The 25,987-nt window shown below is 71.3% G+C and carries 25 protein-coding genes; 21 read left to right on the top strand and 4 right to left on the bottom strand.

Going from position 1 to position 25,987, the window contains the following annotated elements:
* The first annotated feature begins 75 nt into the window (after positions 1 to 75).
* From ACWCP6_RS12260 to ACWCP6_RS12230, 7 genes are all read left to right on the top strand, one after another.
* The gene (locus ACWCP6_RS12260) at positions 76 to 1,089 is read left to right on the top strand and encodes an ABC transporter permease (RefSeq protein WP_450932320.1); all 1,014 of its coding nucleotides are present in this window, start codon (positions 76 to 78) and stop codon (positions 1,087 to 1,089) included.
* Positions 1,086 to 2,174 (top strand): ABC transporter ATP-binding protein, encoded by a 1,089-nt coding sequence (locus tag ACWCP6_RS12255; protein WP_450932319.1) that lies wholly within the window; start codon positions 1,086 to 1,088, stop codon positions 2,172 to 2,174. Before ACWCP6_RS12260 ends, ACWCP6_RS12255 begins: the two co-directional genes overlap by 4 nt.
* Before the next feature lie 23 nt (positions 2,175 to 2,197).
* Positions 2,198 to 3,559 carry an ABC transporter ATP-binding protein gene (locus ACWCP6_RS12250; RefSeq protein ID WP_450932318.1) on the top strand — a complete coding sequence of 454 codons (1,362 nt, stop codon included), beginning with the start codon at positions 2,198 to 2,200 and terminating at the stop codon, positions 3,557 to 3,559.
* 95 nt (positions 3,560 to 3,654) lie between these two features.
* Complete coding sequence (locus tag ACWCP6_RS12245) at positions 3,655 to 5,046, top strand: M1 family metallopeptidase (protein WP_450932317.1); 1,392 nt, start codon at positions 3,655 to 3,657, stop codon at positions 5,044 to 5,046.
* A 44-nt stretch (positions 5,047 to 5,090) separates the two neighbouring features.
* Positions 5,091 to 5,759, top strand: a complete 669-nt coding sequence (locus ACWCP6_RS12240) for a trimeric intracellular cation channel family protein (protein ID WP_450932316.1) — start codon at positions 5,091 to 5,093, stop codon at positions 5,757 to 5,759.
* A gap of 58 nt (positions 5,760 to 5,817) precedes the next feature.
* Positions 5,818 to 6,675, top strand: coding sequence for a thioesterase family protein (locus ACWCP6_RS12235; RefSeq protein ID WP_450932315.1), 858 nt, complete (start codon positions 5,818 to 5,820; stop codon positions 6,673 to 6,675).
* Positions 6,676 to 6,804: 129 nt separating this feature from the next.
* A complete protein-coding gene (locus tag ACWCP6_RS12230; protein ID WP_450932314.1) occupies positions 6,805 to 7,830 on the top strand; it encodes a helix-turn-helix transcriptional regulator in 1,026 nt (341 codons plus the stop codon).
* A 7-nt stretch (positions 7,831 to 7,837) separates the two neighbouring features.
* On the opposite strand, the gene ACWCP6_RS12225 is transcribed toward ACWCP6_RS12230, so the two are convergent.
* Positions 7,838 to 8,455 carry a TetR family transcriptional regulator gene (locus ACWCP6_RS12225; protein ID WP_450932313.1) on the bottom strand — a complete coding sequence of 206 codons (618 nt, stop codon included), beginning with the start codon at positions 8,453 to 8,455 and terminating at the stop codon, positions 7,838 to 7,840.
* Between the two features lie 186 nt (positions 8,456 to 8,641).
* On the opposite strand from ACWCP6_RS12225, the gene ACWCP6_RS12220 reads away from it, so the two are divergent.
* The 3 genes from ACWCP6_RS12220 (at position 8,642) to ACWCP6_RS12210 (ending at position 10,410) form a co-directional block, all read left to right on the top strand.
* Positions 8,642 to 8,803 (top strand): hypothetical protein, encoded by a 162-nt coding sequence (locus ACWCP6_RS12220; protein ID WP_450932312.1) that lies wholly within the window; start codon positions 8,642 to 8,644, stop codon positions 8,801 to 8,803.
* 26 nt (positions 8,804 to 8,829) lie between these two features.
* Positions 8,830 to 9,147 (top strand): DUF4190 domain-containing protein, encoded by a 318-nt coding sequence (locus ACWCP6_RS12215; protein ID WP_450932311.1) that lies wholly within the window; start codon positions 8,830 to 8,832, stop codon positions 9,145 to 9,147.
* Between the two features lie 93 nt (positions 9,148 to 9,240).
* Positions 9,241 to 10,410, top strand: a complete 1,170-nt coding sequence (locus tag ACWCP6_RS12210; protein ID WP_450932310.1) for a cysteine desulfurase family protein — start codon at positions 9,241 to 9,243, stop codon at positions 10,408 to 10,410.
* 73 nt (positions 10,411 to 10,483) lie between these two features.
* On the opposite strand, the gene ACWCP6_RS12205 is transcribed toward ACWCP6_RS12210, so the two are convergent.
* Positions 10,484 to 11,170, bottom strand: coding sequence for an N-acetylmuramoyl-L-alanine amidase (locus tag ACWCP6_RS12205; protein ID WP_450932309.1), 687 nt, complete (start codon positions 11,168 to 11,170; stop codon positions 10,484 to 10,486).
* 115 nt (positions 11,171 to 11,285) lie between these two features.
* Here ACWCP6_RS12205 and mnmA point away from each other — a divergent pair, with 115 nt between their 5' ends.
* Positions 11,286 to 12,446, top strand: coding sequence for a tRNA 2-thiouridine(34) synthase MnmA (gene mnmA / locus ACWCP6_RS12200; RefSeq protein WP_450932308.1), 1,161 nt, complete (start codon positions 11,286 to 11,288; stop codon positions 12,444 to 12,446).
* Here the strand turns inward: mnmA and ACWCP6_RS12195 are convergent.
* Complete coding sequence (locus tag ACWCP6_RS12195) at positions 12,430 to 13,371, bottom strand: NADP-dependent oxidoreductase (RefSeq protein ID WP_450932307.1); 942 nt, start codon at positions 13,369 to 13,371, stop codon at positions 12,430 to 12,432. The two genes, mnmA and ACWCP6_RS12195, sit on opposite strands and share 17 nt — an antisense overlap.
* A 141-nt stretch (positions 13,372 to 13,512) precedes the next feature.
* Here ACWCP6_RS12195 and ACWCP6_RS12190 point away from each other — a divergent pair, with 141 nt between their 5' ends.
* Positions 13,513 to 14,475: a GlxA family transcriptional regulator gene (locus ACWCP6_RS12190; RefSeq protein WP_450932306.1), complete on the top strand. Its 963-nt coding sequence runs from the start codon at positions 13,513 to 13,515 to the stop codon at positions 14,473 to 14,475.
* Between the two features lie 81 nt (positions 14,476 to 14,556).
* Here ACWCP6_RS12190 and ACWCP6_RS12185 read toward each other — a convergent pair whose 3' ends face one another.
* Positions 14,557 to 14,889: a DUF427 domain-containing protein gene (locus ACWCP6_RS12185; protein WP_450932305.1), complete on the bottom strand. Its 333-nt coding sequence runs from the start codon at positions 14,887 to 14,889 to the stop codon at positions 14,557 to 14,559.
* Positions 14,890 to 14,940: 51 nt separating this feature from the next.
* Here ACWCP6_RS12185 and ACWCP6_RS12180 point away from each other — a divergent pair, with 51 nt between their 5' ends.
* From ACWCP6_RS12180 to gatB, 9 genes are all read left to right on the top strand, one after another.
* Positions 14,941 to 15,504, top strand: a complete 564-nt coding sequence (locus tag ACWCP6_RS12180; RefSeq protein WP_450932304.1) for an LOG family protein — start codon at positions 14,941 to 14,943, stop codon at positions 15,502 to 15,504.
* 7 nt (positions 15,505 to 15,511) lie between these two features.
* Positions 15,512 to 16,210 (top strand): SDR family oxidoreductase, encoded by a 699-nt coding sequence (locus tag ACWCP6_RS12175; RefSeq protein ID WP_450932303.1) that lies wholly within the window; start codon positions 15,512 to 15,514, stop codon positions 16,208 to 16,210.
* A gap of 82 nt (positions 16,211 to 16,292) precedes the next feature.
* Positions 16,293 to 17,306 carry a methionine synthase gene (locus ACWCP6_RS12170; protein WP_450932302.1) on the top strand — a complete coding sequence of 338 codons (1,014 nt, stop codon included), beginning with the start codon at positions 16,293 to 16,295 and terminating at the stop codon, positions 17,304 to 17,306.
* Between the two features lie 15 nt (positions 17,307 to 17,321).
* Entirely contained in the window at positions 17,322 to 19,514 is a 2,193-nt protein-coding gene (gene ligA / locus ACWCP6_RS12165; RefSeq protein ID WP_450932301.1) for an NAD-dependent DNA ligase LigA, read from the top strand.
* Positions 19,515 to 19,798: 284 nt separating this feature from the next.
* A complete protein-coding gene (locus tag ACWCP6_RS12160; protein ID WP_450932300.1) occupies positions 19,799 to 22,018 on the top strand; it encodes a putative bifunctional diguanylate cyclase/phosphodiesterase in 2,220 nt (739 codons plus the stop codon).
* Between the two features lie 286 nt (positions 22,019 to 22,304).
* Positions 22,305 to 22,601: an Asp-tRNA(Asn)/Glu-tRNA(Gln) amidotransferase subunit GatC gene (gene gatC, locus ACWCP6_RS12155; RefSeq protein ID WP_165335824.1), complete on the top strand. Its 297-nt coding sequence runs from the start codon at positions 22,305 to 22,307 to the stop codon at positions 22,599 to 22,601.
* 5 nt (positions 22,602 to 22,606) lie between these two features.
* On the top strand, positions 22,607 to 24,109 hold the full coding sequence (gene gatA / locus ACWCP6_RS12150) for an Asp-tRNA(Asn)/Glu-tRNA(Gln) amidotransferase subunit GatA (protein WP_450932299.1): 1,503 nt from the start codon (positions 22,607 to 22,609) through the stop codon (positions 24,107 to 24,109).
* A complete protein-coding gene (locus tag ACWCP6_RS12145) occupies positions 24,106 to 24,345 on the top strand; it encodes a hypothetical protein (protein WP_450932298.1) in 240 nt (79 codons plus the stop codon). Before gatA ends, ACWCP6_RS12145 begins: the two co-directional genes overlap by 4 nt.
* 16 nt (positions 24,346 to 24,361) lie before the next feature.
* Positions 24,362 to 25,876 (top strand): Asp-tRNA(Asn)/Glu-tRNA(Gln) amidotransferase subunit GatB, encoded by a 1,515-nt coding sequence (gene gatB / locus ACWCP6_RS12140; RefSeq protein WP_450932297.1) that lies wholly within the window; start codon positions 24,362 to 24,364, stop codon positions 25,874 to 25,876.
* Positions 25,877 to 25,987 lie beyond the last annotated feature (111 nt).

Here is a 25,987-nt window from a genome sequence, read left to right as displayed (position 1 = left end):
TGAAAGGCAGGTGAAGGCACCGGTGCCCGTCGATGCGGGTCACCCCCGCACGGCGGGCACCGGTGCCGGACAGCTGTGGCTGCGTACATCATCCGACGCGTGTTTGGCGCTGTGGTGCTGCTGCTGATCGTCAGCGCCGTCACCTTTGCGATTTTCTTCCTCGTGCCCCGGCTCGCCGGGCAGTCGATGGACCAACTGGCCGCGCAGTACGTGGGCAAGGACGCCAACCCGGCGTCCATCGCCGCGGTGAAGAAGAACCTCGGGTTCGACCAACCGCTGTACACCCAGTACTGGCACTTCATCAAGCAGATCTTCACCGGCGCCGACTACAAGTTCGGTCCCGACGCCACGCACTGCGACGCGCCGTGCTTCGGCTACTCGTTCAAGTCGCACATCGAGGTCTGGCCGCAGATCACCGAGCGCATCCCGGTGACCTTCTCGCTCGCCATCGGTGCCGCCGTGATCTGGGTGCTGACCGGTGTGGCGACGGGTGTGGTCTCGGCGCTGCGCCGCGGCACCTTCCTCGACCGCTTCTTCATGGGCGTGGCGCTGGCCGGCGTCTCCCTCCCGATCTTCTTCACCGGCATGCTCGCCCTCGGCGTCTTCACCGTGCAGATTCCGATCTGGGACACGGGCATCAACTACGTCAACTTCACCGACGATCCGCTGGGCTGGGCGTGGAACCTGCTCATCCCGTGGTGCAGCCTCGCCTTCCTCTACTCGGCGCTCTACGCCCGGCTCACCCGCGCCGGAATGCTGGAGACCATGAGCGAGGACTACATCCGCACGGCCCGGGCCAAGGGTCTGCGGGAGTCCAAGGTGGTCGCCAAGCACGGTCTGCGGGCGGCGCTCACGCCGATCGTCACCATCTTCGGCATGGACTTCGGTCTGCTCATCGGCGGCGCGGTCATCACCGAGGGGGTCTTCTCCTTCCAGGGCCTCGGCTTCTACGCGGTCAAGGGCGTGGGGGACAACGACCTGCCGATCGTCATGGGTGTCACGCTGGTGGCCGCCTTCTTCATCGTCGTCTGCAATCTGCTGGTGGACCTGGTGTACGCCGCCATTGATCCCCGGGTGAGGCTCGCATGACTGAACTCAGCAAGACCGGAGCGGCAGTGGGCGAGCCCGTGGCGGATCCGCCGGCGGACACCGAGGGGGCGTTCCTCTCCGTACGCGACCTGCGCATCCACTTCGAGACGGACGACGGCCTCGTCAGGTCCGTCGACGGCGTCAGCTTCGACGTCCGGCCCGGGAAGACCCTGGGGATCGTCGGCGAGTCCGGCTCCGGCAAGTCGGTCACCTCGCTCGGCATCATGGGTCTGCACCGCACCGCCCGGGCGAAGATCTCCGGCGAGGTCTGGCTGGACGGCGAGGAGCTCATCGGCGCGGACCCCGACCACGTACGGCGGCTGCGCGGCCAGAAGATGGCGATGATCTTCCAGGACCCGCTGTCCGCCATGCACCCGTACTACTCGGTGGGCGCCCAGATCGTGGAGGCCTACCGCACGCACCACAAGGTCTCGAAGAAGGCGGCGAAGACCCGCGCGATCGAGATGCTGGAGCGGGTCGGCATCCCGGAGCCGAACAAGCGGGTCGACAGCTATCCGCACGAGTTCTCCGGCGGTATGCGCCAGCGGGCGATGATCGCGATGTCGCTGGTCAACAACCCGCAGCTGCTGATCGCGGACGAGCCGACCACCGCACTGGACGTGACCGTCCAGGCGCAGATCCTCGACCTGATCCGGGACCTGCAGAAGGAGTTCGGCTCCGCCGTCATCATGATCACTCACGATCTGGGAGTGGTCGCCGAGATGGCCGACGACCTCCTCGTGATGTACGGCGGCCGCTGCGTGGAGCGCGGCCCGGCGGAGAAGGTGTTCTACGAGCCCCGGCACCCCTACACCTGGGGCCTGTTGGGCTCGATGCCGCGCCTCGACCGCGACCAGCAGGAACGCCTGATCCCGGTCAAGGGCTCCCCGCCCTCACTGATCAACATCCCGTCCGGCTGCGCCTTCAACCCGCGCTGCCCGTACGCCGACGTGCCCAAGGACAACGTCACCCGTACCGTCCGGCCCGAACTCGGCGAGGTCGGCAGCCGGCACTGGGCGGCCTGCCACATGTCGCAGGAGGAGCGGGAGCGTATCTGGACCGAAGAGATTGCGCCGAAGCTGTGAGCGAGAACCACAAGGACTCCGCGGTGACCATTCCTGCACAGAGCGGCGGCGCCACCCTCACCAAGGACGCCGCCCCCGGCGAGACCCTGCTCAAGGTGACCGGGCTGCAGAAGCACTTCCCGATCCGGAAGGGCCTGATGCAGCGCCAGGTCGGCGCCGTGAAGGCCGTCGACGGCATCGACTTCGACGTGCGTGCGGGGGAGACCCTGGGCGTCGTGGGCGAGTCCGGCTGCGGCAAGTCGACGATGGGCCGGCTGATCACACGGCTGCTGGAGCCCACCGGCGGCACGGTCGAGTTCCAGGGCAAGGACATCACGCATCTCAGCACGAGCGGCATGCGTCCGCTGCGCCGCGATGTGCAGATGATCTTCCAGGACCCGTACTCGTCGCTGAACCCGCGGCACACGATCGGCACGATCGTCGGGGCCCCCTTCAAGCTCCAGGGCGTCAAGCCCGAGGGCGGCATCAAGAAGGAGGTCCAGCGGCTGCTGTCGGTGGTCGGCCTCAACCCCGAGCACTACAACCGCTATCCGCACGAGTTCTCCGGCGGCCAGCGCCAGCGCATCGGCATCGCGCGGGCGCTCGCCCTCAACCCGAAGCTGGTCGTCGCCGACGAGCCGGTGTCGGCGCTGGACGTTTCCATCCAGGCCCAGGTCGTGAACCTGCTCGACGACCTCCAGCAGGAGCTCGGTCTCACGTACGTGATCATCGCGCACGACCTGTCCGTCGTCCGGCACGTCTCGGACCGGATCGCGGTGATGTACCTCGGCAAGATCGTCGAACTGGCGGACCGGGACTCGCTGTACACGGCGCCCATGCACCCGTACACCAAGGCGCTCATGTCGGCCGTGCCGATCCCCGACCCCAAGCGGCGCGGCGTCAAGAGCGAGCGCATCCTGCTCAGGGGCGACGTGCCCTCGCCGATCGCGCCGCCGAGCGGCTGCCGGTTCCACACCCGGTGCTGGAAGGCGACGGAGATCTGCCGGACGACGGAGCCCGCGATGCTGGAGCTGAAGCCCGGCCAGCGGGTGGCCTGCCACCACCCGGAGAACTTCGAGGACCAGGCGCCGCAGGACACGGTGCTGCTGTCCGCCGCGAAGGCGGCCGGCGAACTGGTGCCGGACGAGGTGCTGGCGGAGTCGGCGGAGACGTCGGCTGCGGTGGCCGCCGCGGTGGAGGGCGAGCCGTCCACCGAGGGGTCCGCTGCCGAGGAGTCCGGAGCCAAGGAGCCCGCTGCCGAGGCGTCCGTAGCCGAGGAGTCCGTAGTCGAGGACACCGAGGCCGCCGATGGTGCCGCGGACACCGAGGCCTCCACCGACGCCGACGGCGGTGAGTCCTCCGCGAGTGACGGGCCGTCCGAGGGTCAGGAGTCAACCGACCGCTGAGGCATGACGAGTTGGCAAAGTCATGTACATGTCCCGACGGGAGAGTGCAGAGTCTGCGTGTCCGACACATCGGAACACGCGCGAAGGGATGACTCATGGCACTCTCCCGTTCGGCACGTTGGGCGGCCGTCGCCACCGCGGCGGCCTCTTTCCTCACCATCGCGGCGTCCTCCGCCCCCACCCCGGGCGCGGACGGCATCGGCGACTCCTATTTCCCCCAGCTCGGCAACGGTGGCTTCGATGCGCGCCACTACGCGCTCGACGTCGCGTACGACCCGGACACCGCCCGCCTCGACGGCCGCACCACGATCACCGCGCGCGCCACTCAGAACCTCTCGTCCTTCGACCTGGACCTCCAGAAGCTGGACGTCTCGTCGATCGAGGTGAACGGCAGAGCGGCCCGCTTCACCCGCACCGGCGACGAGATACGCGTCACTCCCCGCGGCCCGCTGTCCCGGGGCCGCACCTTCACCGTGACCGTCACCTACGGCGGCGTCCCCGAACCGCTCGGCGGCCCGATCATCTTCGGCTCCCCCTACGGCTGGATGAAGACGGCCGACGGCGTCTTCGTCGCCTGTGAGCCGAATGCGGCCTCCACCTGGTTCCCGTCCAGCGACCACCCCTCCGACAAGGCCACGTACGACATCCGGATCAAGGCGCCGAAGGGCCTGACCGGTGTGTCCAACGGGCGGCTGGTGTCGACGCGCACCAAGGGCGACGAGACCGTCACGCACTGGCGTGAGAGCCGCCCGATGGCGACGTACCTCGCGACCGCCACCATCGGGAAGTTCGACGTACGGACCGGGCGGACACCCGCCGGGACGCCGATCTACGTCGCAATCGATCCGAAGCTGGAGAACAGCGAGACCGTCGATGTGTACGGGGTCACCGCCGAGGCCACCGACTACTGGTCGAAGCTCTTCGGTCCGTACCCCTTCGAGGAGACCGGCGCCATCGTCGACGACATGCCGCAGGCCGGATTCTCGCTGGAGGTGCAGAGCAAGCCCGCCTACTCGGCCGTCCGCAACGAGACCACGATCGTGCACGAGCTGGCCCACCAGTGGTTCGGCGACTCCGTCTCGGTCCACCGCTGGAAGGACATCTGGCTCAACGAGGGCTTCGCGAGCTATGCCCAGTGGCTGTGGGAGGAGCACCGCGGCCGTGCCACCGCACACGACCTCGCCCGCGCCTACTACGACTCCAAGCCGGCCGACGACCCCTTCTGGCAGGTCACCGTCGGCGACCCGCAGCGCGACACGATGTTCGCCTCCGCCGTCTACCGGCGCGGTGCGCTGACCCTCCAGATGCTGCGCGAGCGGATCGGCGACGAGGCGTTCTTCCGGCTGCTGCGCACCTGGACCAGGGTCCACCGGTACGGGAACGCGGAGACCGCGGACTTCGAGCGGCTCGCGGAAAAGGTGTCCGGACAGCGGCTGGACGATCTGTTCCGGACGTGGCTGTTCACTACCGGGAAGCCCGCGCTTTAGCGGCACGTGTCCGGGGGGCACCCGGCGATGCGTAAAAATGTCGGGTGCTCCACGAACTGTTCACCCCCTCCGTCCAGCATGTGCTCGACCTCGTCGGGATCTTCGTCTTCGCGATCTCCGGCGCCCTGCTCGCCGTCCGCAAGAACTTCGACGTCTTCGGCATCGCCGTGCTCGCCGAGGTCACGGCGCTCGGCGGAGGGCTGTTCCGGGACCTGGTCATCGGGGCCGTGCCGCCGGCCGCGTTCAACGACCTCGGCTACTTCCTGATGCCGCTCGTCGCGGCCGTCCTGGTGTTCTTCCTGCACCCCGAGGTGGAACGGATCCAGGTCGCGGTCAACGTCTTCGACGCCGCGGGGCTCGGTCTGTTCTGCGTCACGGGCACGACCAAGGCGTACGACTACGGGCTCGGCCTCACCGCATCGGCCGTCCTCGGCCTGGCCACCGCGGTCGGCGGCGGCGTACTGCGCGACATCATCGCCAACGAGGTCCCGTCGCTGGTCCGCTGGGACCGCGACCTGTACGCGGTGCCCGCCGTCATCGGCGCCACCATCGTCGTGCTGTGCATTCGCTACGACGTGCTGAACGCGGTCACGAGCGGATTCGCCGTCGTCACGGCCTTCCTGATCCGGCTGCTCGCGATGCGCTTCCACTGGCGGGCGCCCCGGGCGTGGAACCGGCGGTCCGCGGCGATGGAGGCGGACGAGGTGGTGTGAGCCGTAGCCCCTCCGAAGAAAGCTACCGCTTAGTAATTTTGTGTTGTACGGTGCCCGCATGGCACAAGCAGCATCGGTACAGGCATCGATCGGTGACAGCGAGTTCGACCGCGACACCGCCGTCACCCGCCGCGAGCCCGGCGTCTACGACCTGGAGCTCTCGGCCGGCTGGACCATCCTCGGCGCCGTCAACGGCGGCTATCTGCTCGCCGTCCTCGGGCGGGCGCTCGCGGACGCACTGCCGCACCCCGACCCGTTCACCATCTCCGCGCACTACCTCACCGCCTCGCAGCCCGGCCCCGCGGTGATCCGCACGGATGTCGTAAGGACCGGCCGCACGCTCTCCACCGGTCAGGCCTCGCTGTTCCAGTACGACGCCGACGGCACGGAGGTCGAGCGCATCCGGGTCCTCGCCTCGTACGGCGACCTCGACGCGCTGCCCGACGACGTCCGCACCACCGCCGTGCCGCCGGCGATCCCGCCCGTCGAGCAGTGCTTCGGACCGCAGGACGCCCCGGAGAACGGTCCCCTGCCGGGCGGCTCCGAGATCGCCGGACGACTCATGCTCAAGCTGGACCCCTCGACGCTGGGCTGGGCGCTCGGCGCACCCTCGGGCAAGGGGGAGATGCGGGCCTGGTTCGGGCTCGCGGACGGACGCGACGCCGACCCGCTCTCGCTGCTGCTCGCGGTGGACGCGCTGCCGCCGACCGCGTTCGAGATCGGCCTCATGGGCTGGGTGCCCACCGTCGAACTGACCGTGCACGTGCGCTGCCGGCCGGCGCCGGGACCGCTGCGTGTCTCGATCACCACACGGAACCTGGCCGGCGGCTTCCTGGAGGAGGACGCCGAGGTCTGGGACAGCGCGGACCGGCTGGTCGCCCAGTCCCGGCAGCTCGCGAGGGCCAAGCTCTCCTGAATCGGCAGGGGAGGCGACGGCGTTCCCGGACACCTCGTCGGCCGCCTCCCCGGCGCACCACCCGGCGGGTCCGCGTCGGGCCCTGCGGCCCGGATCGGGCCGATCCCGGGCCGACGCGATACTGAACCCGTGAAGTCCGACCGGCTGTTGTCGATTCTGCTGCTGCTCCAGACCCGTGGCCGGATCCCCGCGCGCGACCTCGCCGAACGCCTCGAGGTCTCCGTCCGCACCATCTACCGCGACATCGAGGCCCTCTCCGCCGCGGGCGTCCCGGTCTACGCCGAGCGCGGCCGGCACGGCGGCATCGCCCTGCTGCCCGGCTTCCGCACGGACGTCACCGGTCTGACCGCCGACGAGTCGCGCGCCCTGTTCGTCCTCGCCGCCGACGGCGCACACTCCGCGCTCGGCCTGGACGCCGCGCTCGGCTCCGCGTTGCGCAAGGTGATGGCCGCCCTCCCCGCACCGCACCGTCCCGTGGCGGAGTCGGCGAGCCGCCGCATCCTTGTCGACGCCACCCGCTGGATGGGCGGACCGCAGCCCCCCGTGGACCTCGGCGTGCTCCAGGACGCGGTCTTCGCCGACCGGCGTCTGCGGCTGAGCTACCGGCACAGCAGCCGGACCGAGGCGACGTGCTACACCGTCGACCCGTACGGCCTGGTCGCCAAGGCCGGCGTCTGGTACCTCGTTGCCGACCACGGGGGCGTCCCACGGCTCTTCCGCGCCGACCGGGTGCTCTCGGCGACGTCTGGCGACGAGCCGGTGCGCCGCCGGACCGGCGTCGAACTGGCCGATGTGTGGGCCGTGTTGAAGCAGCAGGTGGAGGAGCGGCCGGTCGGCATCGAGGTGACCGCCCGGGTCCGGCGTGACCGCCTGGACATGTTCCGCCGTCTCAACGGTTCCCGTCTGACCGCCCCGCCCGACGACGACGGCCGCGGCCCGTGGGTGACCGTCCGCCTGGGATACGGCGACATCCGCGAGGTGCGCTCGCTGCTCTCCTTCGCCGAACGCCTCGAAGTGCTGTCCCCGCCGGAGGCCCGGGCGGAACTCGCCCGCGCGGCGGCGGCGACGGCACGGCTGTACGCGCAGGGGGCCCCGGCGGGCGGGGTGTGCGCTCCACCGGGTGCCCCGGTGGACGGGACGGCCGCCCCGGGCTGAGCCGGGGTCAGTCCAGCCAGTGGCGCCGCCCCAGGCTCACCAGTCGCATCTGCCGCCGCGCCACGCTCGCCAGCCGCTCCTGTTCCTCGGGTCCTGCGTCCAGGAACGCGCTGGCCGTCATCACCATGTGGTTGACGTAGAGCTCCGCCAGCATCAGCAGATCGTCGTCGCTCCAGCCCTCCGACTCGGGGTGCCGGGCCAGCTCGGCGCTCACCTCCTCGGCGAACCGGGCCAGTTGCCCGTCGATCGCCTCGCGCACCGGCTGCACCCCGCCGTGCCGCTCCCGGGCGATGAACCGTACGTGCTCCGGGTACTCCCGCACATGGCGGGCGATCAGCTCGACGGACAGGTCGATGCGTTCGCCGCTGTCGCCGCTGGCCGCCAGGGCCGAGCCGATCATCGGGTGCAGGCTCCCGAGGGCCTCCTCGACGAGGGCGACGCCCAGGTCGGCGATGGAGCGGAAGTGGCGGTAGAAGGCGGTCGGCGCGACCCCCACGGCCCGGGTCACCTCGCGCAGGCCCAGGCTGCTCAGGCTCTGCTCGGCCAGCAGCGCGAGCGCCGCGTCGAGGAGTGCCTGCCGGGTCTTCTGCTTCTGGGCCTGCCGGATGCCGAGAGTGTGACTCATGCCATGCAGTTAACAACTGTTCTCCGGAATTTGGAAGTCGGGGGAGGGGGTAGACTCAGTAGTCAGTGAACAGTTGTAACCACAGTTGTTCACCGAAGCTTTCCGAAGCTTTCCGTGGGCCGACCGGTCCGCGGGTCAGTATCCGAAGAGGCATCCGTTTCCCGAGAGGCATCTGAGAGGCATCACATGCTGTTCCTCGTTGCAGCCCTCCTTCTGCTGGGTGTCGCCATGGGCTCCGTCGCCCATGCCCCGCTCCCCGTCACGCTGCTCGCCGCCGCCGTCATCGGCGTCTGGCTCGTTGTCTTCGCCCTCCGCGAGCGCCACGCCCGGCGCCGCCACACCCACTGAACACCCCTCCTTTCTGGAGTCACGTCATGGAACTCACCGCTCCGAACGCCTCCGCCACCCACACCGACGTGGCCGGCCCGGCACGACCTGCCAAGCGCCGCACCCGCGCCGGTGAGGCCGACGGCATGGCCGTCGCGTCCTTCGTCCTCGGACTGCTCGGCCTCCTCGTCCTCAATCTCTTCCTCGGCCCGGTCGCCATCGTGCTCGCCGGCCTCGCGCTGTGGCGCGGGACCTCGCGCCGCGGACGGGCCCTGCTCGGACTCGGCCTCGGTGTGGCCGACCTGATCGTCCTCGCCACGCTGGTCTCCGCCGACCACACCCTGTCGTGGAGCGTCGCGGGCTGACCCGCGGAGCCCACCGCCTGCCGCGCGCGAGCCTCCGGTGCACCCCTGCGCCGGGCACGACCCCGGTACGGGGCTCGTAGAATCGTGCGCACCATGGCCTACCTCGACCACGCCGCGACCACTCCGATGCTTCCGGAGGCGGTCGAGGCGATGACAGCCCAGCTGACCGTCACCGGCAACGCCTCCTCACTGCACGCCGCCGGACGCCGGGCGCGGCGCACCGTCGAGGAGTCCCGCGAAACGCTCGCCGAGGCGCTGGGCGCCCGGCCCAGCGAGGTCGTGTTCACCTCGGGCGGGACCGAGGCGGACAACCTCGCCGTCAAGGGCCTGTTCTGGGCGCGCAGAGACGCAGACCCGGCCCGCACCCGGGTCCTCGCGAGCCCCGTCGAACACCACGCCGTGCTCGACGCCGTGCACTGGCTCGGCGAGCACGAGGGTGCAAACGTCGAGTACCTGGCCGTGGACGCCCATGGCCGTGTCCACGCCGACGCCCTGCGCGAAGCCATCGCCCGCAACCCCGCCGACGTCGCCCTGGCCACCGTCATGTGGGCCAACAACGAGATCGGCACCCTGATGCCGGTCCGTGAACTCGCCGACGTCGCCGCCGAGTTCGACGTCCCGCTGCACGCCGACGCCGTCCAGGCCGTCGGTCAGGTGCCCGTCGACTTCGGTGCCTCAGGGCTCGCCGCGATGACCGTCTCCGGCCACAAGATCGGCGGCCCGTACGGCATCGGCGCGCTGCTGCTCGGCCGCGAGTACGGCCCCGTGCCGGTGCTGCACGGCGGCGGCCAGGAGCGGCACGTCCGCTCCGGGACGCTCGACGTCCCGGCCGTCGCCGCGTTCGCCGTGGCGGGCCGGATCGCGGCCGGGAACCGTGAGCGGTTCGCCCGCGAGATCGGCGCCCTGCGGGACGACTTGGTCGACGCGGTGCGCAAGGCGGTGCCGGACGCGATCCTCGGCGGCGACCCCGACAGCGGGGGCCGGCTGCCCGCGAACGCGCACTTCACCTTCCCCGGCTGCGAGGGGGACTCGCTGCTCCTGCTGCTGGACGCGCAGGGCATCGAGTGCTCGACCGGCTCGGCGTGCACGGCGGGGGTGGCCCAGCCGAGCCACGTCCTGCTCGCCACCGGTACCGATCCCGACCTCGCGCGCGGCACCCTCCGCTTCTCGCTCGGCCACACCTCGACCCGGGGCGACGTCGAGGCGGTGGCCCGGGCGATCGGCCCGGCGGTGGAGCGCGCCCGGACGGCGGGGCTCACCTGACGCCCCTGACCGTGCGCCGGGCGGCCTCCCGGCCTGCGCCGCGGTCGTCCTTCCGGCCTGTGCCGGGGACCGGTCAGGCGATGGCCGTACGCGCCCGCCGCACCAGGCGTATGTAGCGGTCCCAGTCCCAGTGCGGGCCGGGATCGGTGTGGTCCGTGCCCGGCACCTCGACATGTCCGACGATGTGCTCCCGGTCGACCGGTATCCCGTACCGGGCGCAGATCGCCGCGGTCAGCCGGGCCGATGCCGCGTACATCGCGTCCGTGAACGACGACGGTTTCTCGACGAAGCCCTCGTGCTCGATGCCGACGCTGCGTTCGTTGTACGCGCGGTTGCCGGCGTGGAAGGCCACGTCCAGCTCGCGGATCATCTGGGCGATGTGCCCGTCCCTGCGCACGACGTAGTGCGCGGCGGCCTGGTGTCCCGGGTCCCGGAACACCTTCAGCGTGGAGGGGTAACTGCCCTGGGTGACATGGATGACCACGCGGTCGATCGGGTAGTCCGCGGGCCGGTCCGCCCGTCGGTAGTTCATCGTGGACGCGGCCACCCACTGGGCACCCCGGAAATCCACCTCGCCGGCCTTGCGCCGCTTCTCCACGCCCGGCAGCCGCCACCACAGATGCGCGAGCTCGTCGCGCGCCAGCGCCGCCGAGCCGAGCACGGCGACCGCTCCGCCGATCAGGACGCCCCGCCGGCCGATCCGCCGCTCGCCGCCCGGACCCGCGGACCCGGTCCCGCTCCGGATCGCCTCCCCCGTCATCCGACCCACCCCCGATGTCGTACGCGCCTCTTCCCAGCCCCTTCCGGCCCCTGTCGACCCTCCCAACGGACACGCGGCCGCCGAGGTTCCCGGCGCCCCGTACCCTGGTAGGGCTATGACTGAGACCCCGCAGCGTCCCCTCCGTGTCCTCGCCGCCATGTCGGGCGGCGTGGACTCCGCCGTCGCCGCCGCCCGCGCCGCCGAGGCCGGGCACGACGTGACCGGAGTGCATCTGGCGCTCTCGGCCAATCCCCAGTCGTTCCGCACGGGCGCCCGCGGCTGCTGCACCATCGAGGACTCGCGCGACGCCCGCCGGGCCGCGGACGTCATCGGCATCCCCTTCTACGTCTGGGATCTCGCCGAGCGGTTCCGCGAGGACGTGGTCGAGGACTTCGTCGCCGAGTACGAGGCGGGCCGCACCCCGAACCCGTGCCTGCGGTGCAACGAGAAGATCAAGTTCGCGGCGCTCCTCGACAAGGCGATCGCGCTCGGCTTCGACGCCGTGTGCACCGGCCACTACGCGAAGGTGGTCGTGAACCCGGACGGCTCCCGCGAGCTGCACCGCGCCTCCGACATGGCCAAGGACCAGTCCTACGTCCTCGGGGTTCTCGACGCCCAGCAGCTCGCGCACGCCCTGTTCCCGCTGGGCGACACCGTGACCACGAAGGACGAGATCCGCGCCGAGGCCGAGCGCCGCGGGCTCGCCGTCGCCAAGAAGCCCGACAGCCACGACATCTGCTTCATCGCCGACGGCGACACCCAGGGATTCCTGGCCCGCCGCCTCGGCACCTCGCCCGGCGACATCGTCGACGAGTCCGGCGCCACGCTGGGTACGCACGACGGGGCGTACGGCTTCACGATCGGTCAGCGCAAGGGCCTGCGCATCGGCACCCCCGCCCCGGACGGCAAGCCCCGCTACGTCCTCGACATCTCGCCGGTGAACAACACGGTCACCGTCGGTCCCGCCGCCTCCCTCGACGTCCGCGCGCTCACCGCGATCAAGCCCCGCTGGTGCGGCACCGCGCCCTCGGGCCCCGGCAGCTACACGGCCCAGCTGCGCGCACACGGCGGCGAGACCGAGGTGACCGCGGAGCTGGTCGACGGCGAGCTGCGGGTCACGTTCGACGAGCCCGTACGCGGCGTCGCGCCCGGCCAGGCCATCGTCCTGTACGACGACACCCGGGTGGTCGGTTCGGCGACCATCGCGACGACCACGCGCACGACGTCCGCCGTCGCCCGGAGCGCGACGCCGCCCGGCGCTACTCGGCCACGCTGAGCACGATCTTGCCCTGCGTGCGGCCCTGTTCGCCGTACGCGTGGGCCTTCGCGGCCTCCGCCAGCGGAAGCACCGTGTCGATCTCCGCGCGCAGGCGTCCCTCCTCCACCAGGCGCGCGACCGCCTGGAGGCCCGCGTAGTCCGGCTCGACCAGGGTGAACCCGGCACGGATGCCCAGGGCCTCGGCCTCGGCCAGCGGCGCGGAGTCCGGCGAGGGGAGCGAGACCAGGGTGCCGCCGCGGCGCATCACCTTCAGCGAGCGCCGGCCGTTGTCGCCGCCGAGGGAGTCGAGGACGACGTCCACGTCCTCGACGGCCTCGGTGAAGTCCGTCGTGGTGTAGTCGATCAGTTCATCGGCGCCCAGACCGCGCAGGAACCCGTGCTTCGCCTCGCGAGCCGTGCCGATGACGTACGCCCCGTGCGCCTTGGCGATCTGGACCGCGAGATGGCCGACGCCGCCCGCCGCCGCGTGGATCAGCACGCGCTGCCCGGGAGCCAGCCGGGCCGTTTCGACGAGGGACTGCCAGGCGGTGAGCGAGGCGAGCGGCAGCGCGGCCGCCTGCACATGGTCGATGGCGTCCGGCTTGCGCGCGAAGTGCCGCGCGGGTGCGGCCACGTACTCCGCGTAGCCGCCCGCCTGCTGCGGGAAGTGCGGCATGCCGAAGACCTGGTCGCCGGGCCGGTAGAGGGTCACGCCGATGCCGACGGCCTCGACGGTCCCCGAGACGTCGTAGCCGAGGATCGGGGGAGTGCCCCACATGCCGAAGCCCCCGCTCTCGCGCGACTTCCAGTCGACCGGGTTGACGCCCGCCGCGTGCACCCGGACGAGGATCTCGGTGGGCCCGGGCTCCGGGCGGTCCACCTCCACCTCGGTGAGGACCTCGGGGCCGCCCCACGCGCGGGGGCTCACGGCACGCATCTTCATCTTCTGCCTCTTTCCTGGTCGTGCAGGGGTGCGCCGGACCTTGCTCCCGCGGCGCACCCCCGGGATTGCGTGCCTCCAGGCTCGCCCGGGGAGCCGGGCCGCAGTGCTGGCAGTTTGGCCATGATGTGACAGAATCTGGCCATGCACCGTGTGGCCGTCCTGGCGCTCGAAGGCGTCATTCCGTTCGAGCTCGGCATCCCTTCGCGGGTCTTCGGCAACGCCGAGGACAGTGCGGGGCGGCCGCTGTACGAGGTCGTCGTGTGCACCGCCGACGGACTCCCCGTGACCAGCGAGGCCGGTTTCACCGTGGGCGTGGAACACGGCCCCGAGGCGCTGGCGGCCGCCGACACGGTGGTCATCCCGCCGACGTACGAGCTGGGCGCGCTCGCCACCGGCGGACCGCTTCCCGGGCCGCTGCGCGACGCGCTCGCCGGGATCCGTCCGGGCACCCGGATCGTCTCGATCTGCACGGCGTCGTACGTGCTGGCAGCCGCAGGCCTCCTCGACGGGCGTCCCGCGACGACGCACTGGCGCGTCGCGCAGGATTTCCGGCGTACGTTCCCGCGCGTCGACCTCGACGAGAACGTCCTCTTCGTGGACGACGGCGACATCCTCACATCGGCCGGCGTCGCTGCCGGCGTCGATCTCTGCCTGCACCTGGTGCGCCGCGACCACGGCACCGAGGTCGCCAACCACGTCGCCCGCCGCTGCGTCGTACCGCCCTGGCGCGACGGCGGGCAGGCGCAGTACATCGAGCGGCCCGTCCCGCAGCCCACCACCGCGACGACGGCCCCCACGCGCGCGTGGGCACTCGAAAGGCTCCAGGAGCCCCTGTCGCTGGGGGACATGGCCCGTCACGCACGGATGAGCCTGCGCACCTTCACGCGCCGCTTCCGGGAGGAGGCCGGCACCACCCCCGGGCGCTGGCTGACCGCGCAGCGCATCGAACTCGCCCGTCAGCTGCTGGAGTCCAGCGATCTGCCGATCGACCTGGTGGCCCACCGGGCCGGTTTCGGCACGGCCAACTCGCTGCGCCAGCACATGCGTTCCTCGCTGGGTGTGTCGCCGGTCGCCTACCGGCGCACCTTCCAGGCGGTGGGCTGACGGACCGTCGCCCGGTGCGCCGCGGAGGGTCGTCGGCCGGAGCGCCCGGAGCCCGGCGGACCGGGCGCTCCCGCGCGCGGGTCAGTCGCCGGCCACCACGTCCACGTCGTAGAAGCACAGATGGTCCCTGATCTGTGCCACGTCCGGCTTCGGGTCGGGATACGCCCACACCAGATCGCTCGCGTCCGGCAGCGACCAGTAGGACGCCGTCCCCTTGAAGGGGCAGACGGTGTGGGTCTCCGACGGGGTCAGCAGATCCGTCCGTACGTCCTCGGGCGGCAGGTAGTAGCGCACGGGACAGCCCGTCTCCCGCAGGACGAGGGGGCGACGGCTGTCCGCCAGGACGCGCCCGTCGCGCACCACACGCACGTGCTGGGCGCCCTGCTCGATGGTGATGCTGTGTCCTTTGGTCATGTCTGGCACAGCGCGTCGGGGGAGCCGTTTCTTCCCCTTACGGTGGAGGTCATGAACATCTGTGTCTTCCTCTCCGCCGCCGACCTCGACGACCGCTACACCGGACCCGCCCGCGACTTCGCCGAGCTGATCGGCAAGGCCGGCCACACGCTGGTGTGGGGCGGCTCCGACGTGGGGCTGATGAAGGTCGTCGCGGACGGAGTGCAGGAGGCCGGCGGCCGCCTCGTGGGGGTGTCGGTGGACTTCCTCGCGGCGAAGGCGCGCCCCGGCACGGACGAGATGGTGATCGCGAAGAACCTCGCCGAGCGCAAGGCGCTGCTCCTGGAGAAGGCGGACGCCGTGGTGATCATGGTGGGCGGGACCGGCACGCTGGACGAGGCCACCGAGATCCTGGAGCTGAAGAAGCACGGGCACACCGCCAAGCCGGTGGTGCTGCTCAACACGGCGGGCTTCTACGACGGCCTCCAGACGCAGTTCCGGCGCATGGAGGAGGAAGGATTCCTGCCCGTGCCGCTCACCGAGCTGGTGTTCTTCGCTGAGGACCCGGCGGGTGCGCTCGCCTACCTGGAAGCCGGGACGCACGCGGCTCCCGCGACGGGGCCGGGCATCGAGTGATGCGACCATGGCCCCTATGGCAACTCATGTGATCACCGGGGCCGGCTCGGGTATCGGCGCGGCCGTCGCGCGCCGACTCCACGCGCGGGGGGACGACCTCGTGCTCCTCGCGCGCGACGCGGGACGCGCCAAGGAACTGGCCGCCGCCCACCCCGGGGCCACGACCCTGGTGGGCGATCTCGCCGACCCCGACCGGCTGTCCTGGGCGTTCTCCCACCAGAGCCTCCCGGACCGCGTGGACTCCCTGCTGCACATCGCCGGTGTCGTGGAGCTGGGCACGGTGGGTGAGCTGACCCCGAAGCTGTGGCACACCCAGCTGAACGTCAACCTGATCGCTCCCGCCGAGCTGACCCGGCACTTCCTGCCCCAACTGCGCCTCACCCAGGGCCATGTGCTGTTCGTCAACTCGGGCGCCGGCCTCAACGCCCACGCCGGCTGGGCCGGGTACGCCGCCTCCAAGCACGGCCTGAAGGCACTCGCCGACTCCCTGCGCCAGGAGGAGCACGCCAACGGCGTCCGGGTCACCTCCGTCTACCCGGGCCGTACCGCCAGCGCCATGCAGGCCAAGGTCCACCAGCAGGAGGGCAAGGAGTACGACCCGTCCCGCTGGATCGACCCCGAATCGGTCGCCACGACGATCCTGATGGCCCTCGACCTGCCCCGCGACGCCGAGGTCAACGATCTGACCGTACGCCCCGGGAGGTAGCCGGACGCTGCCACGGTGCGCCGCCCTCGAGCCGTGACGGACGGGCGCGACGAGCCGTCGGCGGGTTGCATAGGCTGCCCGGGTGAGCGAAAACAGCGAGTTCAGGGTCCGGGGCGCCACCGGGGTCGGGTCCATGCCGGGCGGCGACGCGCGGGAGGCCGCCAAGACGGTGACCGGGAGCTTCGAGCCCGGACAGGGGATGCCGTATCTGGCGGAACTGCCCGCGCGCGGGCCGGGCGCCGACATGATCGGGCGCACCGCCGGGATGCTGGTCGAGCTCTACGCGCGCGTGGAGCCGAGCGGCTGGCGGATCGGGGACCGGCCGGGACGCGACACCAGGCGCGCCCGGTCGTGGCTGGGCGAGGACCTGGACGCGCTGGAGGAGTTCACCCAGGGCTACGAGGGCCCGCTGAAGGTGCAGGCCGTCGGGCCGTGGACGCTGGCCACCGCCCTGGAGCTGAGGAACGGCGAGGCGGCGCTCTCGGACACGGGTGCGTGCCGTGACCTGGCCGGGTCGCTGGCCGAGGGTCTGCGGACCCATCTGGACGAGGTGCGCAGGCTGGTGCCGGGCGCGGAGCTCGTGCTCCAGCTGGACGAGCCGTCGCTGACGGCCGTGCTGCGCGGTCAGGTGCGGAGCGCGAGCGGGTACCGGACGCACCGGGCCGTGGACCGGCAGGTCGTGGAGGCCGCGCTGCGGGACGTCGTCGCGGTCCACGACGGCCCCGTGATCGTGCACTCCTGCGCTCCGGACGTGCCCTTCGCCCTGCTGCGGCGCGCCGGGTTCGCGGGCATCTCGTTCGACTTCTCGTTGCTCACCGAACGTGACGACGACGCGATCGGGGAGGCGGTCGAGGGCGGCACCAGGCTGTTCGCCGGTGTCGTGCCGGGCACGGACGGCCCGTTGTCGGACCCTGCCGGTAGCGTCATGGGTGTCAGGACGTTGTGGCGCAGGCTGGGGCTGCAGCCGGGGCTGCTCGGCGAAGCGGTCGTGGTCACCCCGTCGTGCGGACTCGCGGGGGCCTCCCCGGAGTATGCGCGCAGGGCGCTCGCCCACTGCGTCCGGGCGGCGAGATCCCTCGCGGACAACCCAGAGTAACGGGAGGACGACACGGTGGCCGGCGACAAGGACGCACAGTCCGCATCGGTGCCCGCTCAGGCACGGGAGAAGCACGCGCAGCTCGCTGAGCAGATCGAGGAGCACCGCTTCCGGTACTACGTGAAGGACCAGCCCGTCATCTCGGACGCGGAGTTCGACACGCTCCTGCGCGCGCTGGAGGCGCTGGAGGAGGAGCACCCCGAGCTGCGCACGCCGGACTCGCCGACCCAGAAGGTCGCGGTGGCGTACGCGACGGACCTCGCCGCCGTCGAGCACCGCGAGCGGATGCTCTCTCTGGACAACGCCTTCGACGACGCGGAGCTGACCGCCTGGGCGGACCGCGTGGCCAAGGAGGTCGGCACCACCGACCACCACTTCCTGTGCGAGCTGAAGGTCGACGGCCTCGCGGTCAACCTGACGTACGAGAACGGGCGGCTCACCCGCGCCGCCACCCGCGGCGACGGCCGCACCGGCGAGGACATCACTCCCAACGTCCGGACGATCGCGGAGATCCCGGACAGGCTGGCGGGCGACCGCGTCCCCGCGCTGGTCGAGATCCGGGGCGAGGTCTACTTCCCGATGGAGGCGTTCCAGGAGCTGAACGCACGCCGCGTGGAGGCGGGCGAGAAGCCCTACGCCAATCCCCGGAACTCCGCATCGGGGTCGCTGCGCCAGAAGGACCCCAGAGTCACCGCGACGCTGCCGCTGCACATGGTGGTGCACGGCATCGGCGCCCGCGAGGGCCTCGACATCGACCGCCTGTCGCAGGCGTACGAGCTGCTGCACGAATGGGGCCTGCCCACGGCCCGGCACAACAAGGTGGTCGACTCGATCGCGGACGTCCGCGAGTTCATCGCGTACTTCGGCGAGAACCGCCACTCCGTGGAGCACGAGATCGACGGCGTCGTCGTCAAGCTCGACGAGATCCCCCTCCAGGGCCGGCTGGGCTCCACCTCGCGCGCGCCGCGCTGGGCGATCGCCTGGAAGTACCCGCCCGAGGAGGTCAACACCAAGCTGGTCAACATCCGCGTCGGCGTCGGCCGCACGGGCCGGGTCACGCCCTACGCCCAGGTGGAACCGGTCCACGTGGCGGGCTCCGAGGTCGAGTTCGCCACCCTGCACAACCAGGACGTGGTCAAGGCCAAGGGCGTCCTCATCGGCGACACCGTGGTGATCCGCAAGGCCGGGGACGTCATCCCGGAGATCCTCGGCCCCGTCGCCGACCTCAGGGACGGCACGGAGCGGGAGTTCGTGATGCCCGCCGACTGCCCCGAGTGCGGTACGCCGCTGCGGCCGATGAAGGAGGGCGACGTCGACCTGCGCTGCCCGAACGCCCGCAGCTGCCCCGCCCAGCTGCGCGAGCGGCTGTTCTACCTGGCCGGGCGCAAGTGCCTGGACATCGAGCACTTCGGGTACGTCGCGGCCGCCGCGCTGACCAAGCCCCTGGAGCCCTCCGAGCCGCCGCTGGCCGACGAGGGCGACCTCTTCGACCTGACGGTCGAGAAGCTGCTGCCCATCAAGGCGTACGTCCTCGACCAGGACAGCGGGCTGCCCAAGCGCGACCCGGACACCGGCGAGGAGAAGGTCGCCACGGTCTTCGCCAACCAGGAGGGCGAGCCGAGGAAGAACGCGGTGGCCATGCTCGCGAACATCGCGGCCGCCAAGGAGCGTCCGCTGGCCCGCATCATCACCGGCCTGTCGATCCGCCATGTCGGGCCCGTCGCCGCGGAGGCCCTTGCCCGCGAATTCGGCTCGATCGACCGCATCGAACAGGCCACGGAGCAGGAGCTCGCCGCCGTCGAGGGCGTCGGCCCCACCATCGCGGCCTCCCTGAAGCAGTGGTTCGAGGAGGACTGGCACCGCGAGATCCTGCGCAAATGGCGGGCCGCCGGGGTCCGCACGGAGGACGAGGGCGCAGGGGAGGAGCGCGGCCCGCGCCCCCTCGAAGGTCTCACCGTCGTCGTCACGGGCACCTTGCAGCACCACACCCGGGACGGTGCGAAGGAGGCTCTGCAGAGCCGCGGCGCCAAGGTGACCGGATCGGTTTCGAAGAAGACCTCTTTCGTCGTCGTCGGTGAGAATCCGGGTTCGAAGTACGACAAGGCCATGCAACTGAAGGTCCCTGTGCTGAACGAGGACGGTTTCGCGGTCCTCCTCGAACAGGGCGCGGACGCCGCCGCCGAAGTCGCCCTGCCCACCGGCGAATAGGCGCGCTTACGACCGACCAGTAGTGGTTGAAGGCCGCTCGTTCGGCGCATATCAGTTGCATACGGGTGGCCGGGGCGCATTCGGGCAACCGTTGTCGACCGCTGCCCGTGGAAGCCTTCTGCGGCCTACTGTTGAGGTGTGCGCCTGCCGTGTCCTGCTGCGGATGGGGCATCCCCTGCTCCTCGCGAGTGCGGGGGACGGGTTTTCAGACGCGGTGCCGATGACGGTGGTCGAGGGCATCGGGCCGCGTGGCGTGGGCACCGCCGGCTGTGAGAGGGACGGGAATGGAACCGACCGAGAGTGCCGCCTCGGACTCACGGCTGCGCTTGCGCCGGGGGTCCAGTGGACGGCGATGGGGATCGCCCCTGCGTTCGGAACGGCGAGACACCGTCAAAAGCGACCAAAGGCCGACCGAACAGGTCGCGGACGGAACGGAGCAGGACACACAGGGCACCTGGCCGCTCCTGCCCCTGACCATCGTCGCCCTGGCGACGCTCGTTCTCGTCACCGGTCTCTATCAGGCCGTCACCACCAGCCACGCGCTCTTCCCTTCGGGCACGGCAGGCTGGTCCCTCGCGGTGCTCACGGGTGTCATCGTCGGTCATCTGGTGGCCCTCGGCCGTGACCGTTGGTGGGGCGGCACGGGCTCCGGTGCGGCGCTCACCCTCGCGGTCCTGCTGCTCTACGGCTGGGTGCCGGCGGGGCTCGTGAGCCTCACCGTCGTCGTCCTGGTCGGCGTGGCCCGCCGCCACCGCTGGCGCCAGGGCGTGCTGCACGGCGCCGTCGACATACTCGGCATCGGCGCGGGCGCCCTCGTGCTCGCGGTGTTCGGCCAGGTGCCGACGGTGGAGAGCCCCTGGAAGCCGCACGGCTGGGACCTGTACGCGGTGCCCGACCTCGTCCTGGTGGCGGCCGCGTACCTCGTCGTCACCCGACTGCTGCTCTGGTACGTGCACGCGCCACGCACCGGCGGCCTGCCCACCGTCGCCCGCACCGCCCTCGCCAGGCAGGGGCTCGTCGGTGTCGCGCTGCTCGGCATCGCCCCGCTGATCTGTGTCGTCGCGGTGGCGCTGCCCGTCCTGCTGCCGCTGTTCGCGGTACCGCTCATCGCCCTCGACTCCACCCTGTGGATCGCCCGCGCGCGCGCCGAGGAGCAGTTGCGCGACCCGCTCACCGGACTGCCCAACCGGCAATGGCTGTTGGAGCGGACATGGACGGCGCTGGACGAAGCGGAACGCATCGGTGCGCGCTCCGCCCTGATCCTCATCGACATGGACCGTTTTCGATCGGTGAACGACACGCTCGGGCATCTCGCGGGTGACCGGCTGCTGTTGCAGATCGCCGACCGGCTGCGCCTCGCCCTGCCGCAGGGCGCGGAGGCCGCACGGCTCGGCGGCGACGAATTCGCGGTGCTGCTCCCCGTCGCCGACTCCACGACCTCCGCGACCCGTGTCGCCCGCTCCCTCGTCGCCGCGCTCGGCTCCCCGCTCGACCTCGACGGGCTCACCCTCGTCCTGGAGGCCAGCGCCGGACTCGCCGTCTTCCCCGACCACGCGCTCGACGCCGAGGGGCTGCTGCGCCGGGCCGATGTCGCGATGTACCAGGCCAAGCGGGACCGTACGGGCGTCGAGGTGTACGAGTCCAAGCGGGACTCGAACACGCCGGACCGGCTCGGTCTGCTCGGCGACCTGCGGCGGGCGCTGGACGCGGGCGAGGTCGAGCTGCACTACCAGCCGAAGGTCCGCTTCGACGGGCAGGTCGCCGGCCTGGAGGCACTGGTCCGCTGGGTGCACCCGGAGCGCGGCAAGGTGCCGCCGGACGAGTTCATCGCCATCGCCGAGTCCTCCGGGTTGATGCCGCACCTCACGGAATACGTGCTGGAGACCGCGCTTGCTCAGGTCGCCCGGTGGCGCGCGCAGGGACTTCTGGTTCCCGTGGCCGTGAACGTTTCTCCGCGCGATGTGCACACCCCCGGTTTCGCGGGGGCCGTCGCCGCGCGGCTCGCCCGGCACGGGGTCCCGCCGGGGGCGCTCCAGCTGGAGATAACGGAGCACGTGCTCCTGGAGGATCCGCAGCGGGCCGCCGACACGCTCGCCGGGCTGACCGGGCACGGAGTGAAGATGTCGCTGGACGACTTCGGCACCGGGTACTCGTCGCTGGTGCATCTGCGGCGGCTCCCGGTGAGCGAGCTGAAGATCGACCGGTCGTTCGTGGCGCGCCTCGCCGTGGACGCCGAGGACGCGGAGATCGTGCGGTGCACCCTCGATCTCGCCCACTCGCTGGGGCTGCTCGTCGTCGCCGAAGGGGTCGAGGACGACGAGACGTGGGAGCGGCTGCGGGATCTCGGGTGCGATGCGGTGCAGGGGTGGCTCGTCGCCGCGGCCATGCCCCCCGACGAGACCACGGCATGGCTCCGGGCCCGAGGGGCCCGGGGGTGGCAGCGGCCGCGTGCCGCATTGCCCGCGGCGGCAGCCGACTCGGATCCCGGCCTCCGGCCGGGATGACTTTGCGCGCCCCCATGGCACCCCGGCCGCGGTCTTCAGGGTGGGGACGAGGGTCGGTGCGGTCCGTGGCCCCTGCGCCGAAGCGGTGACGGAACGGACCGCCTCGCCCCGGAGACGGCGTGCCGCGAGGCCCTCGCCGAAGCCGGTGCGACGGCCCTCCGGGTCAGGGGACGGCCGAGGCGTGCACCTGTCCCGCGGGGCCGGGAGGGAAAGCGTTTCGCGGGCACGTGGCCGCGCCCCATAGGATTGGGCCAAACCACACACACTCACCCCTGAGGATCGCTGCATGCCTGGCATCACGCGCGAGGAGGTTGCCCACCTCGCCCGGCTGGCGCGTCTGGAGCTGAAGGCCGAAGAGCTCGAACACTTCGCCGGCCAGCTCGACGACATCATCGGCGCGGTCGCCCGCGTCTCCGAGGTCGCCGACCAAGACGTACCGCCGACCTCCCACCCGCTGCCGCTGACGAACGTCATGCGCGCGGACGAGGTCCGTCCGTCGCTCACCCCCGAGCAGGCGCTCTCCGGCGCCCCGGCACAGGAGCAGCAGCGTTTCAAGGTGCCGCAGATCCTGGGGGAGGACTGACCGTCATGACGGACCACAGCCACATCATCAAGCTCACCGCCGCCGAGATCGCCGGGAAGATCGCCTCCGGCGAGCTCACGGCCGTCGAGGTCACCGAGGCGCACCTCGCCCGGATCGAGGCCGTCGACGAGAAGGTCAACGCCTTCCTGCACGTCGACCGTGAGGGCGCCCTCGCACAGGCGCGCGCCGTCGACGCCAAGCGCGAGCGCGGCGAGAAGCTCGGCCCGCTGGCCGGCGTACCGCTGGCGCTGAAGGACATCTTCACCACCGAGGGGATTCCGACCACGGTCGGATCCAAGATCCTCGAGGGCTGGATCCCGCCGTACGACGCGACGCTGACCCGGAAGCTCAAGGAAGCCGACGTCGTCATCCTCGGCAAGACCAACATGGACGAGTTCGCCATGGGGTCCAGCACCGAGAACAGCGCGTACGGACCGACCGGCAACCCCTGGGACCTCACCAAGATCCCCGGTGGCTCTGGCGGTGGCTCCAGCGCCGCGCTCGCCTCGTTCGAGGCGCCGCTCGCCATCGGCACCGACACCGGCGGGTCGATCCGCCAGCCCGCCGCCGTCACCGGCACCGTCGGCGTCAAGCCGACCTACGGCGGGGTCTCCCGGTTCGGCATGGTGGCGTTCTCCAGCTCCCTGGACCAGGGCGGTCCCTGTGCCCGTACGGTCCTGGACGCCGCGCTGCTGCACGAGGTGATCGCGGGTCACGACCCGCTCGACTCCACGTCCGTCGACGCCCCGGTCCCGCCGGTCGTCGAGGCCGCCCGCACCGGCTCCGTCGACGGCATGCGCGTCGGTGTGGTCAAGCAGTTCCGCGGCGAGGGCTACCAGGCCGGCGTGGTGCAGCGCTTCGACGAGTCCGTCGAACTGCTGAAGGAGCTGGGCGCCGAGATCGTCGAGCTGGACTGCCCGTCCTTCGACCTGGCGCTGGCGGCGTACTACCTGATCGCGCCGTCCGAGTGCTCCTCGAACCTCGCCCGGTTCGACGGCCTGCGCTACGGCCTGCGCACCGGCGACGACGGGACGCGCTCCGCCGAGGAGGTCACCTCGATCACCCGCGAGGCCGGCTTCGGCCCCGAGGTCAAGCGCCGCATCATGCTCGGCACGTACGCCCTGTCCTCCGGCTACTACGACGCGTACTACGGCTCCGCCCAGAAGGTCCGGACGCTCATCAGCCAGGACTTCGAGAAGGCCTTCGAGCAGGTCGACGTGATCGTCTCTCCGACGACGCCGACCACCGCGTTCGCGATCGGCGAGCGCACCGACGACCCGCTGGCGATGTACCTCGCCGACCTGTGCACCATCCCCGTCAACCTGGCCGGCAACGCCGCCATGTCGCTGCCGTGCGGCCTGGCGCCGGAGGACAACCTCCCGGTCGGTCTGCAGATCATCGCTCCGGCGCTGAAGGACGACCGCCTGTACAAGGTCGGTGCTGCCGTCGAGGCGGCCTTCGTGGAACGCTGGGGTCACCCGCTGCTGGAGGAGGCTCCCTCGCTGTGAGTGCACTGACCAAGGCCAAGGGCTTCAAGAAGTCCAAGACCGGTACGTATCTGTCCATGGCCACGACCGGCTTCGGGGCGATCGGCGTCGTCAAGCAGGCCAAGAAGGCCCGCAGCGAGCACGACACGCTCAAGCTCATCGACGCCGTCGTGTCCGCCGCCGCCATCGTCACCGGCCTCGCCATCCTCTACCGGGAGCTGAAGCGCCTGGGCGACGACGACGTCCTGCTGGGCTGAGAGGGAAAGTTTCACCGTGACTGCCACGACTGACCTGGTGTCGTACGAGGACGCGCTGGCGTCGTACGACCCCGTCATGGGCCTGGAGGTCCATGTCGAGCTCGGCACCAGGACGAAGATGTTCTGCGGCTGTTCGACGACGCTCGGCGCCGAGCCGAACACCCAGACGTGCCCCACCTGCCTCGGCCTGCCCGGCTCGCTCCCCGTCGTCAACGCGACCGGCGTCGAGTCCGCCATCCGGATCGGCCTCGCGCTGAACTGCGAGATCGCCGAGTGGTGCCGTTTCGCCCGGAAGAACTACTTCTATCCGGACATGCCGAAGAACTTCCAGACCTCGCAGTACGACGAGCCGATCGCCTTCAACGGCTATCTGGACGTCCAGCTCGAGGACGGCGAGGTCTTCCGCGTGGAGATCGAGCGCGCCCACATGGAGGAGGACACCGGCAAGTCGACGCACATCGGCGGCGCGACGGGTCGTATCCACGGCGCGCAGCACTCGCTGCTCGACTACAACCGCGCCGGCATCCCGCTGATCGAGATCGTCACCAAGCCCATCGTGGGCGCGGGCGAGCGGGCCCCCGAGGTCGCCAAGGCCTACGTGGCCGAACTGCGCGAGCTGATCAAGGCGCTCGGCGTCTCCGAGGCCCGCATGGAGATGGGCCAGATGCGCTGCGACGTGAACCTGTCGCTGATGCCGAAGGGCAGCGACAAGTTCGGCACCCGCAGCGAGACGAAGAACGTCAACTCGCTGCGTTCGGTGGAGCGTGCGGCGCGCTACGAGATCATGCGGCACGCCGCGGTGCTCTCCTCCGGCGGCACGATCATCCAGGAGACCCGTCACTTCCACGAGGACACGGGCTCCACGACGTCCGGCCGGGTGAAGGAGGAGGCCGAGGACTACCGGTACTTCCCGGAGCCCGACCTGGTGCCGGTCGCCCCGTCCCGTGCGTGGGTCGAGGAACTGCGCGGCACCCTGCCGGAGCTGCCGCGCACGCGCCGCAACCGGCTGCGCGAGGAGTGGGGCATCGGTGCCCACGACATGCAGTCGATCCTCAACGCGGGCGCGGTCGACCTGATCGCCGCCACCATCGAGGAGGGCGCGGACGCGGCCTCGGCCCGCAAGTGGTGGATGGGCGAGCTGGCCCGTCGCGCCAACGAGGACGGCGTCGAGCTCGGCTCCCTGCCGATCACGCCGGCCCAGGTCGCCCGTGTCGCGGCCCTGGTGTCCGGGGGCGAGCTCAACGACAAGCTGGCCCGTCAGGTCATCGAGGGTGTCCTCGCCGGTGAGGGCGACCCGGACCAGGTCGTCGAGAAGCGCGGCCTCAAGGTCGTCTCCGACGACTCGGCCCTCGGCACCGCCGTCGACGAGGCCATCGCGGGCAACCCGGCCATCGCGGACAAGATCCGCGGCGGCAAGGTCGCCGCGGCCGGCGCCCTGGTCGGCGCGGTCATGAAGGCGACCCGGGGTCAGGCCGACGCGGCCCGCGTCAAGGAGCTGATCCTGGAGAAGCTCGGCGTCAGCGAGGGCTGAGCCACCCGGACCCGGGCCGTACGGCCCGGACCGGCACAGGGGCGGAGGCCGTCCTGGACGCCGCCGAGCACTCGGGCGCGGCCGATGTGGTGGCCCGGCTGCGCAGCGGCC

Source organism: Streptomyces sp. NPDC002004 (genome assembly GCF_053593975.1).
This window is presented reverse-complemented; position numbering and strand designations above follow the sequence as displayed.